This window comes from Ensifer sp. B1-9 (assembly GCF_050474445.1).
GTDB lineage: Bacteria > Pseudomonadota > Alphaproteobacteria > Rhizobiales > Rhizobiaceae > Ensifer.
Window position 1 is genome coordinate 35321 of sequence record NZ_JBCHVG010000019.1, and the last position, 17091, is coordinate 52411.

14 protein-coding genes and 6 pseudogenes are annotated in these 17091 nt (G+C 61.0%); 8 read left to right on the forward strand and 12 right to left on the reverse strand.

Annotated elements, in window-relative coordinates; genetic code table 11:
* Positions 1–8 precede the first annotated feature (8 nt).
* From ACQ5BM_RS29520 to ACQ5BM_RS29540, 5 genes are all read left to right on the forward strand, one after another.
* Positions 9–1106 (forward strand): ABC transporter ATP-binding protein, encoded by a 1098-nt coding sequence (locus ACQ5BM_RS29520; protein WP_429818958.1) that lies wholly within the window; start codon positions 9–11, stop codon positions 1104–1106.
* A complete protein-coding gene (locus tag ACQ5BM_RS29525) occupies positions 1103–1894 on the forward strand; it encodes an SDR family NAD(P)-dependent oxidoreductase (protein WP_429818960.1) in 792 nt (263 codons plus the stop codon). Before ACQ5BM_RS29520 ends, ACQ5BM_RS29525 begins: the two co-directional genes overlap by 4 nt.
* 33 nt (positions 1895–1927) lie before the next feature.
* Positions 1928–3085, forward strand: a complete 1158-nt coding sequence (locus tag ACQ5BM_RS29530) for a phosphotransferase (protein ID WP_429818962.1) — start codon at positions 1928–1930, stop codon at positions 3083–3085.
* A complete protein-coding gene (locus tag ACQ5BM_RS29535; protein ID WP_429818964.1) occupies positions 3082–4389 on the forward strand; it encodes an aspartate aminotransferase family protein in 1308 nt (435 codons plus the stop codon). The genes ACQ5BM_RS29530 and ACQ5BM_RS29535 overlap by 4 nt, the downstream gene beginning before the upstream one ends.
* A gap of 118 nt (positions 4390–4507) precedes the next feature.
* Entirely contained in the window at positions 4508–5161 is a 654-nt protein-coding gene (locus ACQ5BM_RS29540) for a GntR family transcriptional regulator (RefSeq protein ID WP_429818966.1), read from the forward strand.
* 89 nt (positions 5162–5250) lie between these two features.
* Here the strand turns inward: ACQ5BM_RS29540 and ACQ5BM_RS29545 are convergent, their stop codons facing one another.
* Positions 5251–5940: a GntR family transcriptional regulator gene (locus tag ACQ5BM_RS29545; protein WP_429818968.1), complete on the reverse strand. Its 690-nt coding sequence runs from the start codon at positions 5938–5940 to the stop codon at positions 5251–5253.
* Positions 5941–6103: 163 nt separating this feature from the next.
* On the opposite strand from ACQ5BM_RS29545, the gene ACQ5BM_RS29550 reads away from it, so the two are divergent.
* A complete protein-coding gene (locus ACQ5BM_RS29550; RefSeq protein WP_429818970.1) occupies positions 6104–7582 on the forward strand; it encodes an NAD-dependent succinate-semialdehyde dehydrogenase in 1479 nt (492 codons plus the stop codon).
* 24 nt (positions 7583–7606) lie between these two features.
* Here ACQ5BM_RS29550 and ACQ5BM_RS29555 read toward each other — a convergent pair.
* From ACQ5BM_RS29555 to ACQ5BM_RS29585, 7 genes and pseudogenes are all read right to left on the reverse strand, one after another.
* Positions 7607–7710, reverse strand: a pseudogene (locus ACQ5BM_RS29555) (AAA family ATPase); the annotation flags it as partial.
* 66 nt (positions 7711–7776) lie between these two features.
* Positions 7777–8151, reverse strand: coding sequence for a nuclear transport factor 2 family protein (locus tag ACQ5BM_RS29560; protein WP_429818972.1), 375 nt, complete (start codon positions 8149–8151; stop codon positions 7777–7779).
* A gap of 206 nt (positions 8152–8357) precedes the next feature.
* Positions 8358–8552 (reverse strand): annotated as a pseudogene (locus ACQ5BM_RS29565) (pyruvate kinase); the annotation flags it as partial.
* 39 nt (positions 8553–8591) lie between these two features.
* Positions 8592–9851 carry a glycerate kinase type-2 family protein gene (locus tag ACQ5BM_RS29570; protein ID WP_429818975.1) on the reverse strand — a complete coding sequence of 420 codons (1260 nt, stop codon included), beginning with the start codon at positions 9849–9851 and terminating at the stop codon, positions 8592–8594.
* A 4-nt stretch (positions 9852–9855) separates the two neighbouring features.
* Positions 9856–11193 carry an MFS transporter gene (locus ACQ5BM_RS29575; protein ID WP_429818977.1) on the reverse strand — a complete coding sequence of 446 codons (1338 nt, stop codon included), beginning with the start codon at positions 11191–11193 and terminating at the stop codon, positions 9856–9858.
* A gap of 121 nt (positions 11194–11314) precedes the next feature.
* Positions 11315–12166 carry an alpha/beta hydrolase gene (locus tag ACQ5BM_RS29580; protein ID WP_429818979.1) on the reverse strand — a complete coding sequence of 284 codons (852 nt, stop codon included), beginning with the start codon at positions 12164–12166 and terminating at the stop codon, positions 11315–11317.
* Positions 12167–12534: 368 nt separating this feature from the next.
* Positions 12535–13398 (reverse strand): annotated as a pseudogene (locus tag ACQ5BM_RS29585) (IS630 family transposase); the annotation flags it as partial.
* Between the two features lie 284 nt (positions 13399–13682).
* Here ACQ5BM_RS29585 and ACQ5BM_RS29590 point away from each other — a divergent pair.
* Entirely contained in the window at positions 13683–14126 is a 444-nt protein-coding gene (locus ACQ5BM_RS29590; protein ID WP_429818981.1) for a VOC family protein, read from the forward strand.
* A gap of 42 nt (positions 14127–14168) precedes the next feature.
* Positions 14169–15221 carry an NAD(P)H-dependent flavin oxidoreductase gene (locus ACQ5BM_RS29595; RefSeq protein ID WP_429818983.1) on the forward strand — a complete coding sequence of 351 codons (1053 nt, stop codon included), beginning with the start codon at positions 14169–14171 and terminating at the stop codon, positions 15219–15221.
* Positions 15222–15288: 67 nt separating this feature from the next.
* Here the strand turns inward: ACQ5BM_RS29595 and ACQ5BM_RS29600 are convergent.
* The 4 genes and pseudogenes from ACQ5BM_RS29600 to ACQ5BM_RS29615 form a co-directional block, all read right to left on the reverse strand.
* Positions 15289–15512, reverse strand: a pseudogene (locus ACQ5BM_RS29600) (IS21 family transposase); the annotation flags it as partial.
* Positions 15513–15686: 174 nt separating this feature from the next.
* Positions 15687–15794: pseudogene (locus ACQ5BM_RS29605) on the reverse strand (GTP 3',8-cyclase MoaA); the annotation flags it as partial.
* Positions 15795–15929: 135 nt separating this feature from the next.
* Entirely contained in the window at positions 15930–16286 is a 357-nt protein-coding gene (locus tag ACQ5BM_RS29610; RefSeq protein ID WP_429818985.1) for a cupin domain-containing protein, read from the reverse strand.
* A gap of 263 nt (positions 16287–16549) precedes the next feature.
* Positions 16550–17058, reverse strand: a pseudogene (locus ACQ5BM_RS29615) (MFS transporter); the annotation flags it as partial.
* Positions 17059–17091 lie beyond the last annotated feature (33 nt).

The window sequence follows — 17091 nt, forward strand, 5'->3', positions numbered from 1 at the left end:
AAATTCAAATGGCCCAGGTAGAAGTGGTTCGGCTCGCCAAAAGCTTTGGCACGGTCGATATCATCCGCGATCTCGATCTGAGGATCGCCAACGGGGAATTCGTCGTATTGGTCGGCCCCTCCGGTTGCGGCAAGACCACCTTGCTGCGCATGATCGCCGGGCTGGAAGCCAGCACTGCCGGCGAGATCCGCATCGGCGATCGCGACGTCACGCATCTTTCGCCGCGCAATCGCGACATCGCGATGGTCTTCCAGTCATATGCGCTCTACCCGCACATGACCGCTGCGGAGAACATGGGTTTCAGCCTGAAGCTCGCCAAGGTCCCGCAGGCCGAAATCAACGACCAGGTGAACCGAGCGGCTAAAATGCTGCATATCGAACACCTGCTGGCGCGCAAGCCCCGGGACCTTTCTGGTGGCCAGCGTCAGCGTGTCGCCATGGGTCGCGCCATGGTGCGCGAGCCGGCGGTCTACCTCTTCGACGAGCCTCTCTCCAACCTCGACGCGCAGCTTCGAACCTCGATGCGAGCCGAGATCAAGCGCATGCATCTGGAAGAGAAGCAGACGGTGATCTACGTCACCCACGACCAGATCGAGGCGATGACGCTTGCCGATCGGATTGTCGCCATGCGCGCAGGCAGAATCGAGCAGATCGGCTCGCCGGACGATCTCTACAACCGCCCTGCCACTACTTTCGTCGCGAAATTCATCGGCTCGCCCGCCATGAACCTGCTGCCCGCGAAGGTCGAGGATGGCGTCATCACCGTCGCTGGAACCCCTTCCTTCCCGCTGCCCGCAGCCTTCGCCCACCTGAAGGGGGAACGTGGCCGCGAGGTGCTGCTCGGCGTCCGACCCGAGGCATTCCATCTCGAGGCGCGCCGGTCCGACTGGCCGTCCTTCACCATCAGCGCGTCGCTGATCGAACCGTGCGGCGCCGAAGTCTATGTCATCGGCGATCTTGCCGGCCAGGAGGTCACGTTGCGCCTGCAACCGGGCACCGCGCCGGAACGCGGCGAAGCGCGCAGCTTCCATGTCGACGCCGGAGCCGTGCATCTGTTCGATGCCAAGACCGAACGCAGCCTGCGCCATGAAGGAGACACCCCATGAGCGATACGCTTCTCAGCGGCAAGACCGCGCTCGTCACCGCAGCCGGATCGGGCATCGGCCGGCAATCCGCAAATATTCTTGCGGCCAACGGCGCCTTCGTGATGGTGACCGACCGCGACGGGGGACTAGCCGAAGAGACAGCACAGGCCATCCGCGCCGCCGGTGGCCTTTCCGCATCGTCGGCAATGGATGTGGCAGACGAGGCCGCCGTCACCGAGATCTTCGCCCGGCTGGTGCGTGAGCGCGGCGCGCTCAACATCCTGCACAATCACGCCGGCATCCAGATCGGCGGGGCGCTCGAGGCGATCGATGCTGGCGACATGCGCAAGAGCTACGAGATCAATGTCGTCGCGCAATTTACGGCCTGCAAGGCGGCGCTGCCGCACATGCGGGCGCAGGGCGGCGGAGTAATCCTCAACACCGCCTCGAATGCCGGCGTCTTCCTCGACAAGGGCATGCTTGCCTATATCACCACCAAGTCGGCCGTCATCACCATGACCAAGCAGATCGCGCTGGACTACGCCCGCGATGGCATCCGGGTGAATGCACTTTGCCCCGGCTGGGTCGATACGCCGTTCAATGGTCCCTACGAGGCCCAGCTCGGCGGCCGCGCGGCCTTGGAAAACGTCGTGCGCGATCTCGTGCCAATGGGCCGCTTCGGACGGCCGGAGGAGATCGCCGAAGCTGTTCTCTTTCTCTGCTCGGACCGCTCGTCCTTCATCACCGGTCATGCGCTGGTGGTCGATGGCGGCGAGTGTCTCGCCGGCGGCAGCAACTCTTCGGTCTGACTTGCGGCCGATACATAACCAAAGGATACAAACGTGGTCATTAATCCTCGAGCGGGCGGAGCTGGCCTCTCCTCTGACCTGCCGCCATTTATTGTTTCGACCGATTGCTTCTCCTCCTTTCCAACCGGAAACGTAGCTGAGAGTTCGCTTCTATCGGTTGCGCCACCCGGGATCTCGCTGGAAGACGCAAGCCATATTGCCAAGCGCGTATTTGGCGTTTCCGGCGAGATAAGGATACTATCGTCCGAGCGAGACTCCAATTTCTACATCCGCCTCACAAGCGGTGAGCAGGCGTTGCTCAAGATCACAAACGTAGCGGAAAATCGCGATGTCACCGCCATGCAGACCGCGGCCCTTGCGCATATCGCCGCCGTCAATCCTTCGCTGCCCGTCCAGCGTATTTGCCAAACCCTGTCTGGCGAACCTTGGGAGATGATCGAGGGACCATCGGGGCAGGAACATGTCGCGCGATTGCTGACCTTTATCGACGGTACGATGTTGCATGCAGCAACTCCGAGGTCCACGGTCTACCAGGGGATTGGTGTTCTGCTAGCGCAGTTGACTAAGGCGTTGCGCGGCTTTTTTCATCCGGCAGCGGGCCACGCGCTGCAATGGGACATCAAGCATGCTGGAAGACTGCGTCCCATGCTGGAAGCCGTCGAAAATAGCGACCTCCGTAAGCGGTTAGCGCTGCTACTCGACCGTTTCGACGCCGAAATCGCCCCACAGCTTCCGCGTTTACGCACCCAGATCGTCCACAATGACTTCAACCCACACAACCTCGTGGTTGACAGGGTGGATGCGTCCCGTTTGACCGGAATCATCGATTTCGGCGATATGGTACACACACCGATCATTTGTGACTTAGCTGTCGCCTGCTCCTATCACATTACGGATGACGCCGAACCTTTGCGTCGTGCTGCTGATATCGTTGGCGGCTATTTCAGTGTTCTTCCACTGGATGAGGAGGAACTAACGCTCCTGCCGGACTTGATCCGGCTGCGCCATCTCACAACGCTCGCCATCACCTCGTGGCGCGCAAGGCGTTACCCTGAAAATGCCAGCTATATCATGCGAAATGCCGCGGCCTCACTGCGCGGTCTCGACGTGATCGACCAGATTGGCGCTGCCACGACCGCACAAGTGTTACGCGCAGCTGCCCTTTCCGCCAAACAGGAGCATGTACAATGACCATGGTCAATGCGTTTGATCCAAATAGGCTATCGGCTCTCGACGCCGAGGACGCTGCTTTGATCAAGCATCGAACCCAAGTGCTTGGGCCGGCCTATCGCCTATTTTACGAGCAGCCCCTTCATCTTGTCCGCGGCGAAGGGGTGTGGCTCTATGATAACAAGGGGAACGCTTACCTTGATGCCTACAATAATGTGGCGTCAGTCGGGCACAGCCATCCCAAGGTCGTTGAGGCGATTACGCGCCAGCTCAGCATCCTCAATACCCATACCCGATATCTTCATGAAGGCGTGGTCGCCTACGCGGACAGGCTGCTCGGATCCATGCCTGATGCGCTCGGCCACATGATGTTCACCTGTACCGGTTCAGAGGCAAACGACCTCGCACTGAGGATCGCGCGGTCATTCACTGGGCGACAGGGTGTCATCGTGACGAACCGTGCCTATCACGGTGTGACCGAGGCCGTATCGGAAATTTCTCCTGCGTTGGGTGAGTTTGTTCAACGTGGACCAAGGGTTCGACTGATCCCCGCGCCAGACACACACCGAGTTCCACCAGATGAACAGGGTGCGCTACTCGCTCGTGATCTTGCTGTGGCGATCGCCGCGATGCGCCGCGACGGCATTGAGCCCGCTGCCTTCGTCGTTGATACGATCTTCTCGAGCGACGGACTCTACGTTGATCCTCCGGGTTTCCTCAAGCCGGCCGTTGAGCTCATCCGCGCTGAGGGCGGACTGTTTATCGCGGACGAAGTACAACCGGGTTTCGCGCGAACAGGGGAGACTTTTTGGGGGTTCCAGCGCCACGGCCTGATCCCTGATATGGTTAGCCTGGGTAAGCCGATGGGAAATGGCTTTCCAGTAGCAGGACTCGCAATACGGCCCGAGCTCGTCGAAGAGTTTGGAACAAAAGCGCGATACTTCAACACATTCGGTGGCAGCCCGGTGGCTTGCGCTGCCGGAATGGCTGTGCTCGACGTTATAGAGCAAGAAGGCTTGCAGGAAAACTCGCGTGTTATCGGAGATTTCCTCCGCAAAGGCCTCAGCGAGGTCACCGCTGGGCGAAGTGATGTCGCTGAAGTGCGCGGCGCGGGGCTATTTCTTGCAGTCGAATGCATAGACGGCGATAAGGCCAACGGCCAACTTGCAAGTCACCTAGTAAACCACCTCCGTCAAAACGGTGTCCTCATAAGCGCCATCGGACCGGGGGCAAATATCCTCAAAATTCGCCCACCTCTGGTTCTTGGTCGCAGCGACGCCGAGCGGCTCATAGAAGCGGTCAAAGCGGCTTTCGTTGCATATTGATTGACGAGCGCGATTGGGAAATCCCCGCCATTTGCTTGTCTACCCTGGCTGCCAAGGAGTGGCTACGTTCGCAGTGCGCGGACTGCTTCGTTTTGGCAGCCAAAACTTGGAAGAGCACATGGAGTTCACTCAGTTAACCTCGGAACCCTTGCACGAACAAGCGTATGCTACGTTGCGCAACGCACTACTAACTGGCAGGTTAGTGCCTGGGCAGTCATTAACAATCCGTGGAATTGGCACCAGCCTCGGCATATCGTCCACGCCGGTACGTGAGGCCCTGCAACGGCTTATCGCAGAGGGCGCTCTGCAGCTAGCGGCCAATCGCAGCATCCAGGTGCCGGTGATGACCCGCGCCCGCTTCGTCGAAGTTACCGACATTCGTCTTCGATTGGAGCGTCTAGCTGTCGAGGCGGCGGCGGCTCGTGCGGGCGAAGAACTTTGTGACCGACTTGATGCATTGTCGGCACGAATGCAGTTGGCGATAAACAATCGCTCTTTTCCGGATTACCTCGCAGATAATCAAACGTTCCATTTTACAATTTATGAAGCGTCCGACCTGCCCTATCTGCAACAGCTGATCGGACTATGTTGGCTTAGAACCGGGCCTTGGCTCAATGGGCTGGCCCAGGAGGGCCGATATCATTCAATAGCCAATGACGAGCACGAGAAGATGATTGACGCTTTGCGACGAAAGGATGCAAGTGCAGCATCGGAGGCAACCAGTCGCGATATAAGCGAGGCAGCTTCTATCCTGATAGAATTGCTTCCCTAAGGTAATAGCTCCATAAATCCCCGGGCACGCTCTCCTGCTCGTTGGTCAAATTGAGGAGTGTTATCCGTGGAGAACACATCTTCCAGCTATCAGCGCACTTGGGCGGTAACAGTCTTGCTTTCGTTCGCTAAATGCTCGATTCGTGGGAGAAGGAAGTCAGCGGCTTTTGATATGTCGGCCACCATATGGCGTCGCACCTCGGACGCGTTGCCATTCCGGATCTCTCTAACAATGTGTTCATGCTCCTCATTGGCAATTGAACCGTAGCCAGGGTGAGAGAACAGTTCATTCATGTAGACACCTACCTCTCCCCACAGGTTCTCAATGATACGAAGCAAACGAGGCGATGCCGAATGTTGGTAAATTGTAAAATGGAAGCGTTGGTTGAGAGAGACATAGTCGGCATGATCTTCACGCTTGGCAGCTTCGCCAAGTTGCTGCGCCAGTGCCGCAAGCTCAGAAATCACACGTGGCGGCATGATCTTGGTTGCAAGCTCGGCAGCAAGACCCTCGAGTTCGCATCGAATTCTAAAGAGCTCAACAAATTTATCTGCATCCCAGTCGGGGACGGCAATGGATCGGTTGGCTAACATGACCAGTTGTCCTTCACCCACAAGCCGTTGTAGCGCTTCGCGAACAGGAGTCGTGGAGATGCCGTAGGCCTCTGCCAGCGTTCGGATAACCAGAACTTGTCGCGGCGTGAACTCTCCTGAGATCAGACTTCTTTTGATCGAGTCATAAGCCCGCTCATTAAGCGGCTTATATTCGATCTTCCCCATAGTCTCGCTCTTGAAAACAGTCATTTTAGCCCAATTGTTCGGTTTATAACGGTCGTGACATCATACAACATGTCATTGTCTCGACAAGGACATTCAGGACGACATCTTCAACGAGGCGCTCGACATGATCGAGTAGACCATCCGCGAATGCAGGAGTTAAGCAATGACCATTTCGGACGCACTCACCTCAAGGCTAAAGGACCCCTCGCTTGTCACCGATAAGGCTCTGGTCGCCGGTGAATGGATCCCAAAAAGCGATAGCGGCAAGACTTTCGAGGTCACCAATCCGGCCAATGGCGACATCATCGCCATCCTGCCTGACATGAACCGTGACGAGGCGGCCCGCGCGATCGACGCAGCCTACAAGGCACAGAAGGAATGGGCGAAGAAGACGGGAAAGGAGCGCGCGACGGTGCTGCGTAAGCTCTACGACCTGATGGTCGCCAATGCCGACGACCTCGCCGCGATCCTGACCATGGAAATGGGCAAGCCGCTGGCCGAGGCCAAAGGCGAGATCCTCTACGGCGCGTCCTATGTCGAATGGTTTGGCGAGGAGGCAAAGCGCGTCTATGGTGACACCATTCCAGGCCACCAGCAGGACAAGCGCATCATCGTCATTAAGCAACCGGTCGGCGTCGTCGCTGCGATCACTCCCTGGAACTTCCCGAATGCCATGCTGGCGCGCAAGTTTGCGCCGGCGGTAGCCGCCGGCTGCGCCATGGTTTCGAAGCCGGCTGCTGAAACACCGCTTTCGGCACTGTCTCTGGCTCTGCTGGCCACGCGTGCTGGTCTGCCGGCCGGCATCTTCAACGTCGTCACCTCCACGGATTCATCCTCGATCGGCAAAGAGTTCACGGAGAACGACAAGGTTCGCAAGTTGACCTTTACCGGCTCTACCGGCGTCGGCAAGATCCTGATGCGCCAGGGCGCAGAGCAGATCATGAAGCTCGGCCTCGAGCTTGGGGGCAACGCTCCTTTCATCGTCTTCGACGATGCCGATCTCGACGCGGCCGTCGAAGGCGCTATGGTCTCGAAGTACCGCAACAACGGACAGACCTGCGTCTGCACCAACCGCCTTTATGTCCAGGCGAGCGTCTATGACGCCTTCGCCAGAAGGTTGGCGGAGAAGGTCGGTGTGTTGAAGGTCGGCGACGGCTTCGAGGCGGGCGTCCATGCCGGCCCGCTCATCACCCAAAAGGCCGTGGAGAAGGTCGAGGAGCACATCGCCGACGCTCTAGAAAAGGGCGCGAAAGTGGCAGTCGGCGGCAAGCCGCACGAAAAGGGTGGGCTGTTCTTCCAGCCAACCATTCTCACGGGTGTCACGAGCGAAATGAAGGTCGCTCGCGAAGAAACGTTCGGTCCTGTCGCACCTTTGTTCAAGTTCGAAACCGAGGAACAGGTTGTCGAGATGGCCAATAACACCGAGTTCGGCCTGGCCTCCTACTTCTTCTCGAAGGATGTCTCGAAGATCTTCCGCGTGGCCGAAGCACTGGAATACGGCATAGTCGGCGTCAACACCGGCCTGATCTCCACCGAGGTGGCGCCCTTCGGCGGCATCAAGCAGTCCGGCCACGGCCGGGAAGGCTCTAAGTACGGGATTGAGGACTATATTGAGATCAAATATCTTTGCCTGAGCATCTGAGGACAGTCTGGTGATGTCGGATAGCGCGAAAGCTGGCGGCGTGTTGAGAGCTTTGGAGCGGACGGGCTCTGGCATGAGTTCGGCGTGTTGACGTAGCCGTAATGCGAACCCTCAAACTGAACGACGACTGGCACTCCCCCACCCGCCGCAAGCGGGTGGGGGAGAAGAAGGACGTCAGCACTCAGACGAAATCGTCACTGGCCCATCTGGGTCATGAACACCTTCTGCGCCACGACCCATCTGCCGTCGACCTTCAGGAAGGACAAAAGGTCGGTGAAATAGCGCGGCGGCATCTGGCACTTGACCTTCACCAGCGCCATGGATGGCCCGACCAGGTCGATCGCCAGCACATGGTCGTCGCGCTCAAGCCCGGTCTCCTTCGGCGACTTGCGGCCCCGCACCACCTCAAACCATTGCTCGCGCGCCACCACCTTGATCTCGCCGTCGAGTGACTGCGTCAGCGCGCTGGTCGGATGGAAAACCGAGGCGAGCTTCTCGATATCGCCCTCGTAGAGCCCGTCGAGATAGGTCCGGGTCGCAGCCTCGATCGCCTTGATGTCGTCGTTCATGGGTCACTCCTTCATGCTCGGGCAGGTTTTGGCAGAGATTGATGCTTACCGCTATATCTGAACGCACGCTTTTCCCTTACTTGCCGCGAGGGCGGCGTGTTCTTCAGTGGGTCTAGGGGCGATGCGCGCTCAACGTTTGGCTTTCGATTCCGAATGCGTTCTCCGCCGAAATGACGGCGACGCAGGGCTACGACGGCATAACCATCGCCAATCGGGCGGCCGACCTCCTTCTCCAGGGCGCGGAGGGCCGCGTGAACCTTGGCGTGGTCGTCCTGCAGAGCGTGACTGAAGTTCAGGCGGAAGGTATCGACTGCCGCAAGGAATAGGGCGCGCAGCTTGCCGGGCGCCGCACTCGCGGGGCCGACGGTGGCGACGATCTTGGCATGGCGGTGACGGCGCATGGTGTTTCGGCCTTGGCAGGTCGCCTCTGCTGGAGAAGGTCAGACGATGAGGACGGCCCGGAAATCGTTGACGTTGGTCAGGGTCGGGCCGGTGACGACGGCGTCGCCCAGGGCTTCGAACAGGCCGTGCCCATCATTGCGGTCGAGGCTCTCCGTCAGAGAGAGGCCGAGCGATGCAGCGCGGGCCGCGGTGTTGGGCGCGATCACCGCCCCGGCGATCTCCTCAAGGCCATCGACGCCATCAGTATCGCCCGCGATGGCGTGGATCCTCGGATGGCCGCCAAGTCCGATCGTGAGCGCCAACAGGAACTCGACATTGCGCCCGCCCCGGCCGGAGCCCCGCACCGTGACGGTGGTTTCCCCACCGGAGAGCAGCACACAAGGGACCGGGACCGGCAGACCGTGGGTGGCCGCGCTCAGGGCAATTCCGGCCATAACGCGGCCGACCTCGCGGGCCTCGCCCTCCAGCGCGTCGCCAAGAATGCAGGCGCGAATGCCCTCGTGCTCCGCACGCGCCGCAGCCGCCTGGAGTGCCATCAGGGGGGTCGCCACCATCCGCACGTCGGGGGTGACGAGGCGCGGATCGTCCGGCTTGATCGACTCGCCCTCGCCGCTCTCCAGGTGAGCACGGACGGCGGGCGGAATCTCCAGGCCGTAGCGGGCGAGGATCGCGAGCGCATCCGCACAGGTGGTCGGATCCGGGACGGTCGGTCCAGAGGCGATGTCGAGCGGGTTGTCGCCCGGCGTGTCGGAGATCAGCAGCGTCACCACCTGCGCGGGATGACAGGCCACCGCGAGCCGGCCGCCCTTGATTGCCGAGAGGTGCCGGCGGACGCAGTTCGTCTCGCCGATGGCGGCGCCAGACCTGAGCAGGGCACGGTTCACGGCCTGCTTGTCGGCCAGCGTCAGCCCCGGCGGAGCGAGGGACAACAGGGCCGAGCCCCCTCCGGAGAGCAGGCAGAGGACGAGGTCGTCGGGCGTGAGCCCGGCGACCAAATCGAGGATGCGCCGGGCGCCGGCTTCACCAGCCGCGTCCGGCACCGGGTGGGCTGCCTCAACCACCTCGATCCGGGTCGTCGGGGCGCCATGCCCGTAGCGGGTGATCACGAGCCCGGTGAGATCGCCCGGCCAGGCCGCCTCGACGGCCCGGGCCATCGCGGCGGCCGCCTTGCCGGCCCCGACCACGATCGTGCGCCCACGGGGTGGGCTCGGCAGGTGGTGCGCGAGGCTGACGGCTGGATCGGCCGCCGCCACGGCGGCCGAAAATAGCCGCCGCAGGAGATCACCGGGCTCGGTCATGGTCTCATATCGCCGTACGTTGTGGTTGACCTATTTGCATGGCTTGTGTTTCCGCGTTGTCGACCGAGATATCGTCACGATAGGTCTCCGGCCCCATCCACACCGCGTAAGCCGTGCAGAGCCCGAGGAAGATCGCGTAGACCGCCACCGGCCACGACGAGCCGGACGCCCATGATACCATCGCGGTGGCCAGCGCGGGTGCGGGACCGCCGGCGAGCAGCGAGCCAAGCTCACGCGCGCAGGCGAAGCCCGAGAAGCGCCGCGCCGGTCCGAACAGCTCGGAGAAGTACGATGCCTGCACGCCGATCATCATACCGACCGCCAACTGCGCCAACCAAAATGCTGCGATCACTGCCGCAAACGATTTCGACTCCAGCAGCCAGAAGAACGGGAAGGCGATCAAGCAGCCGACCAACGCACCCGCGATGTAGACCGGACGCCGCCCAATCCGATCGGACAACGATGCGAAAGACATTCCGCACACGATCTGAATAACGTAGCTCGTCATCAGCACAAACAGCAACTGATCCTTCGGCAACCCAAGCGTGTTAACTGCGTAGCTGAGCCCGAAAACCGGAAACAGATAACTGAAACCGTTCTCGGCGAGACGAGCCCCGAGAACGACAAAGAAATTGCGCGGTTGCTTCATCACCGACTCGATGATCGGATTCTTCGCTTTCTGAGCCGGTTGCTTAGCGATCGTCTCGTACACGGGCGTCTCGTCGATACGGAATCGTATCCAGAGGCCGAACGCGACAATCACGATGCTGGCGAGGAACGGGAGGCGCCAACCCCAGGTCATGAACTGCTCCTGTGGCAGCTGAGACACCAGCCAGAACGCGCCCGATGCTAGCAAGAAGCCGAGGGCGCCGCCGGCCGGTGCAAACGAGCACCAGAGCCCGCGCTTATTCTTCGGCGCATATTCGGCAAGCAAGATCACGGCGCCGGTGAATTCGGCACCTGCACCGAAACCTTGCACCAATCGCATCGCGACTAGAAGGATCGGTGCCCATATGCCGATCTGCTGGTAAGTCGGGAGCAACCCTATGATCGCGGTGCCGAGGCCGACCATCAGCAGCGTGATGACGAGCACCGGCTTACGGCCGTGACGGTCTCCGATATAGCCGAAGAACAATCCGCCGAACGGGCGCGCGACGAAGCCGACGCCGAAGGTCCCGAGCGCGATAAGTGTGCCGTTGCCGCCGAAGTCGAAGAAGAGTTTGCCGAACACCAGTCCGGCAGCGGTCGCATAGAGAAAGAAGTCGTACCATTCGAGTGCCGACCCAATATACGATGCGGCGATGACTTTGCGTGGATGCTTTTCTGCCGTAGCAGTTCCCATGTGGTGATCCTCCCCAGAATAGTTGTTGCTTTTGAGGCCTGCAGCGGCGGCCCCGGCGATGGTTTTTACGATTCGCCTCGGCCCTTTGGCCGAGGCGAACTCCGACGCGAGCGGTCGTGGCTCATGCGGCGGACCTCTGCGATAGCGCGAGAATGTCCTGCGCGGCCTTGATTAGAGCACCACCGTGAAATTGAGAGAGGATTGTGAAGTGATTTTCGCCGGCCAGCGCGATGAGCGGGCCGGTCGCACCGGCTGCCGTACGCATCGCATGCAGCCGACGCGAGTCGCTGATGAGCGCCGGCAGATCGTTCTCTCCGCAAGTGATCGCCATCGGCTTGTGGACGACAGGAAGCCGCAATGGCGAGAGCGTTTCAATCTCGACTTCGGTCAGCTTCAACGCCTCATTGAGATAGGTGTCGCGGAGAGGTCCTAGCTCGTAGACGCCCGCAATCCCGAGTCCCGCAGCCACGGCCGGATGACCAAGTAGCATCGCGGTCAAGTGCCCGCCGGCCGACCAGCCGCTCAGCACGTACGGGCCGCTAACGCCATACTTCGCGCCATTCGCTGCAAGCCAATCCAGCGACTGTCGAATTTCGCCGACAATTTCGGTCAACGTGGCTTCCGGCGCGAGCGTGTAGCCCGGTATCGCGAACGACCAGCCAGCCTTGTTGACGCCTTCCGCGTAGGTCGCAAACACTTCGCGTGAGTTACGCTGCCAGTATCCGCCGTGAATAAAGATAAGGCACGGCCCCGCTTTCTCCCCTGGATAAAGGTCGAACGCCATGCGCGGCTTGTCACCGTAAGGAATGTCGAGCGCTTTCGCATGCGCTGCCCGATAGATCTTGGATGCAGCAGCACGGCGCTCGATCAGTTCGGCGCTGTTCTTTACCGCGATATTGGTGTTGTACGAGGCGTCGCGCTGCTCCTGCGAGAGCGTCGCCCAGACTTCCTGTGGCACAGCACTCATCTGCATTATGCCTCCGCCGAGGGGGTTAGCAGAGCGGTGCCAGCAACGGACGCAATGTTGCCATCGCTGATCGTTACGTCGCGAACGCCGTACGATCTGGAGGCACGGCAAATTTCACGTCTGCTCAGAATCGACAGACAGTTCTTGTTCTCCATTTGAGCAACTCCTCTCAAGCAGTGAAAACGATCTAGTGGAACAACCATCGACCAATTTGCGATTCAGAACGTCGCGGCAACTATGGTCGCGTTTGCGCCTTCATTGTTTGAAGTTCACGCTCCATGAACAGAGCCACTGGGAGAACTTTCGATGGTGCCAGTTGGGCCTTTGTCAGCCTCGAACGTTGCGCGCGCAACAGGAGCGACAGCGCCGCCTAACTCGCGCATGAACTGCCAGATGTTCTCGACCGGCTTCAACTCAGGTGCCTTGGCGGGCAGTGGCATGAGGGTGATGTTGGCCGGGACTACCAGCCTCCTCGACTGTTGCCGTCCCGCCTGATCGAACGGCAGCACCGCGTGAGCCCCCGGCGCGACAGCGTGCGAGATCTCCGCCAGATGCAGGCTCATACCCTCACTTCTGCAGGGGCGCGGAACGAGGCCAGCACCCTTGCCTTCAGCCGGGCAGATCGCTCCGAAGATGTCGGTGGATTGGGGCCTCTGGTCCTTGGGCGCTGAGGGCCGTGTGTGGCCCAGCGCCGGGTGGTCTTGTTCTTCTGCCCCACGCGAGCCTCATCGCAGAACCAGATCTCTTTGGGCTTGCCACTGGCAGGACTTGCCTTGATCTCCTCCAGACGAGCGGAGAAGGCCTTTTAAAAGCGTCTACCTGAGCGTCGCTCTTGGCGTGGTGGCGCGGGCGGGCCGAGAGCTTGCGATACCCGCAATTCACGGCTCGGGTCGGCACTGAGATGGTGATCCGGAATTTCTCCCGGACCCACTGGACCAGATCGACCAAGCGCCAGCGCACCACGCCATGAACGGCAGGATCGGCCCCTGCTCGATGACCATCACAAGCGCACTCCGATGCGTGTCTTTGAGCCTGGTGGGCACACCCGGCGGCTTGCGGTCGATGAGCCCATCAGGCCCGAGCGCGTTGAACCTGACCACCCAGTCCCGCACAATCTGCCGCCGCTCATAGACCGCGGCCAACGCTAATAGACGCCGCGCCTGCGGGCCGTGCTTGGTCTTGCGGGCGAGCCCTCGAAGAGCAGCGGCGTCGAAGCCGTTCCGGAGTGGGATGGGCATGGCGAACCTCCATGCCCCAGCTTGAATCAGACCCACGTTGCCTCGAACAGGCCCAACAAGTCACGCCTTTAGGGAGCTGGTATCAGCTGGTACCATTAATTCTTCGCGCACTGGCTCTATTCATTGCTTGCGTAGAGCATCAAGTAGAGACGGGTAGGGGGCCATATCCCTCGCCCCATTCAATCCCAAAGACCTAGCGTGTCGTCACCAGCGTCCGAAAGGAACTGTTAGTGGAAGAACATAAAGTTACGAAAGCCGGGCCATCCGGCGCCGGAGTTCCCGCAATGCTCGATCCCGCGCCGCTGCCCGAACTCGCCGAGGCGTTGACCGATATGCCCCAGGGCCTGGCGATCCACCTCGACCATTGCGTGATCCACGTCTCGGACTGGGAGCGGTCCAACGCCTTCTACCGCGACGTGCTCGGGGCCGAACCGCTACCGATGGGCCGGGGCTTTGCCTACCGCTTCGGCGGCGTGCAGCTCAACGTTCAAGGTCCCGGCCAGATCGGCGATCCGCTCCCCCGGCTGCCGGTCATGCCCGGGGGCAGCGATCTCTGCTTCCGCTGGTCGGGGTCGATCGAGGAGGCCATCGGTCACCTCGAACGCCACGGAGTTCCGGTCGAGCTCGGCCCGGTGCCTCGCAACGGCGCCGCCGGTCCCGGTATCAGCATCTATTTCCGCGATCCGGACGGCTCGCTGATGGAATTCATCACCTATCCGACCGGCTAGGAACTCTCAAATTATCGACGGACAATCGAAGGGATCGCGGCCATGTCGTCGAAACAGGCGCAACTCCTGGACCTTCTCGGGATTAATCTGCCGATCATTCAGGCGCCGATGGCCGGTGCAACGACGCCGGAGATGGTCGTCGCCGTGAGCGAGGCCGGCGGCCTGGGCTCTCTGCCGAGCGCACAGTATACGGAAACCCATCTCCGGGCCGCGCTGGACAGGGTTCGCGAGGGCACGCTGCGCCCGATCAACCTCAACTTCTTCTGTCACTCGAACCCGGCCGAGGATAGGGCCCGACAAGCCACCTGGTTGGGACGTCTCTCTCAGTATTACACCGAAGCCGGCCTTGACCCGGGCATGCGGTTAACCCCGAGCGGACGCACGCGCTTCGACGATGCTACATGCGATGTTGTGGAAGCCTACCGGCCGGAGGTCGTCAGCTTCCACTTCGGTCTGCCAGAGACAGAGTTGCTCGATCGGGTCAGGCGCACAGGCGCCAAGGTGCTGGCATCTGCGACCACCGTGGCGGAGGCCCGTTGGCTCGCTGATCGAGGCGTCCACGCCGTCATCGCCATGGGCTTCGAGGCTGGCGGGCATCGAGGCAGTTTTCTGACCACCGAGATGTCGCAACAGGTCGGCACCATCGCCCTGGTGCCGCAAGTTGCAGACGCCGTCCCAGTGCCGGTGATCGCCGCCGGAGGCATTGCCGATAGGCGCGGCGTCGAGGCGGCCTTCGCGCTGGGCGCGGCCGCCGTGCAGGTCGGCACCGCCTACCTGTTCACATCCGAAGCGAAGGTCTCGGAGGTTTATCGCAAGGCGCTCGAAAGCCCGAACCGACCTACCGCAATCACCAACCTGTTCACCGGCAGGCCGGCGCGCGGCATCGTCAATCGGCTCATGGAGGATCTCGGCCCCCTGTCTGATCTCACCCCGGCCTTCCCGACGGCTGGTACAGCGCTGGGACCATTACGGAGTGCTGCCGAGGCCGCCTGCCGCGACGACTTCACTAACCTTTGGGCCGGCCAAGCCTTGCCGCTCGCGCGGCCTATGTCTGCGGCCGCCCTCACGCGGACGCTTGCCGGTGGCAGCGCTTGAGCGATGGATCCGGTGATACGGCTCCGGCGTTTGTCACGTTGGTGAACGTCAAGATGTGGAAACCTCGTCTAAGGACACGGCTGGCCGCATCGTGATGCTCGACGAGCGCGATTGTCGAACAGCGCTTCGGCCGGAACCCCGCCGAAGCGCAGAAAGGCGCCTTCCATGCCCTCGAACCAGTCGGCCTGGCGCTCCCGCAGCGAGGGGCGGATATACAGCCGGCGCGAGTAGCCAGGGTGGCCACGAACAGGTGCACTCGCACCCGCTCGCCGCGATCCACACCCGCGTGTCGGTAAGGGCAAACGACTTCCGGAAGTGATCGAACAAACCGGTCTGGACATTTGTGTGCCGTTAGTCGTTAGCGTCAGCTCCTGCAGAGCACGGGAGTCAAGATGGCGGGACAGTCCTCGCGTCAGATCGACGAAGCCGCGCCGCCACGCGCGATGACGGTCAAGCACAACCCCGTTCGTCGAGTGTCAGGCGGTCCTTCCTCAGAAGGAACGTCATGTCCTTCGACATCCGGTAGACAAAGCGGTCGCAACGATCCGTCACGGACACTTTCATCTGAGTGAGTCACGATGCGGGAGAAGTCACCGACGGGTGGTTGATTGCTGGCTGGAACGAGCGTCATATTCACACGATGAACCCTTGAAGCCAAGATTTGCGGGGGCATCCCGACGTGGACGCCCCCAAAGCCCCAGGAGCCGATTATTTGAGCTTGATGGTAAAGTGCTTGAAAACTTCTTTCTCGATTTTCCATGTACCGACAAAATCCTTCTCGACCACGAAGGCGTCTCCGGCCTTGACCGTCACCGGTTCGCCGCCATCCGGCGTGATGGTGATCTGACCTTCGATCATGTGGACGAATTCAGGCGCAGCATACGTTGCGTGATAGGTACCCGGCGTGGCACTCCACCAGCCCGAAATCGAAGAGTTGTCGTCTGCTGTGTATTCGATCCAGGTCTTCATCGTCGGATTGCCGGCGACCTTCTTCCACCCGTCCAGATCCGCTTCGATCGGAGTAGCTGCCTTGACGCCGAACTTCGATACTTTCCTGTTTTCCACGCGAAACGTCCTCTCAGTTGTGCACGCCGCCGGCGCGCTTAGGAATTGCGGGATCGCAGCCACAACAACATCGCCGAACTGCCCCCTCGCCTATTTCCAATTCTGGAGCTTCGCTGAGCAGGGCCAGCCAGCGAACAAACAATGGGGCCAGTGCGCGCGCTCACGACCGGATCCTGAATTTAGCTCACCGCCATTCCCGCAATCGCGCACCCCATTGACCCCCAGGCGCCCAGGGCGGCTTCCCGGTCAGGCGTTGGCGAGCCTCCAATCAAGAGCCCGCCGAGAATCGCGCGAAAGCCGAAGGCGCCGAGCATGATGCCGTAGGTCTGGGCACCTCCGCGCAGAAAATCCCGTGCGACCAGAGGCATCAGCGCCGAATCGAGGCGCCTATTAAGCCCGGTCACCAGTGTGCGGCTGAGGACCATCCTGATCGACGGCGAGTAGAGGATGTGCCGGACCCCTGAGACAATCGCGCGGCTCAACTGCTCCCGTCCAGGGAAGACACGCTCCAAACCCAACAGGGCGAGCATTCAAGGGGACGTAGAGTACAGGGTTCAGTGCAAACGCCGCTACGGCACCTGCGCTTACGACGACTATCCCGCCAACTGCAGGGCCGAAGCTGCACCAATGTGTAGCTGATACCACTGAGCGCGACGGCCGCTGGCAGGGCCTGAGGTGGCACCTGCTCGCTCACAGACGACTGCGAGGCGGGCGTCATGATAGCCATACCGCTGCCGGCAAGGAAGCAGAGCGCAAGCAGACGGTTCGGCGTGTGCCGCCACGTCATGGGACAGTCACCTTCGTG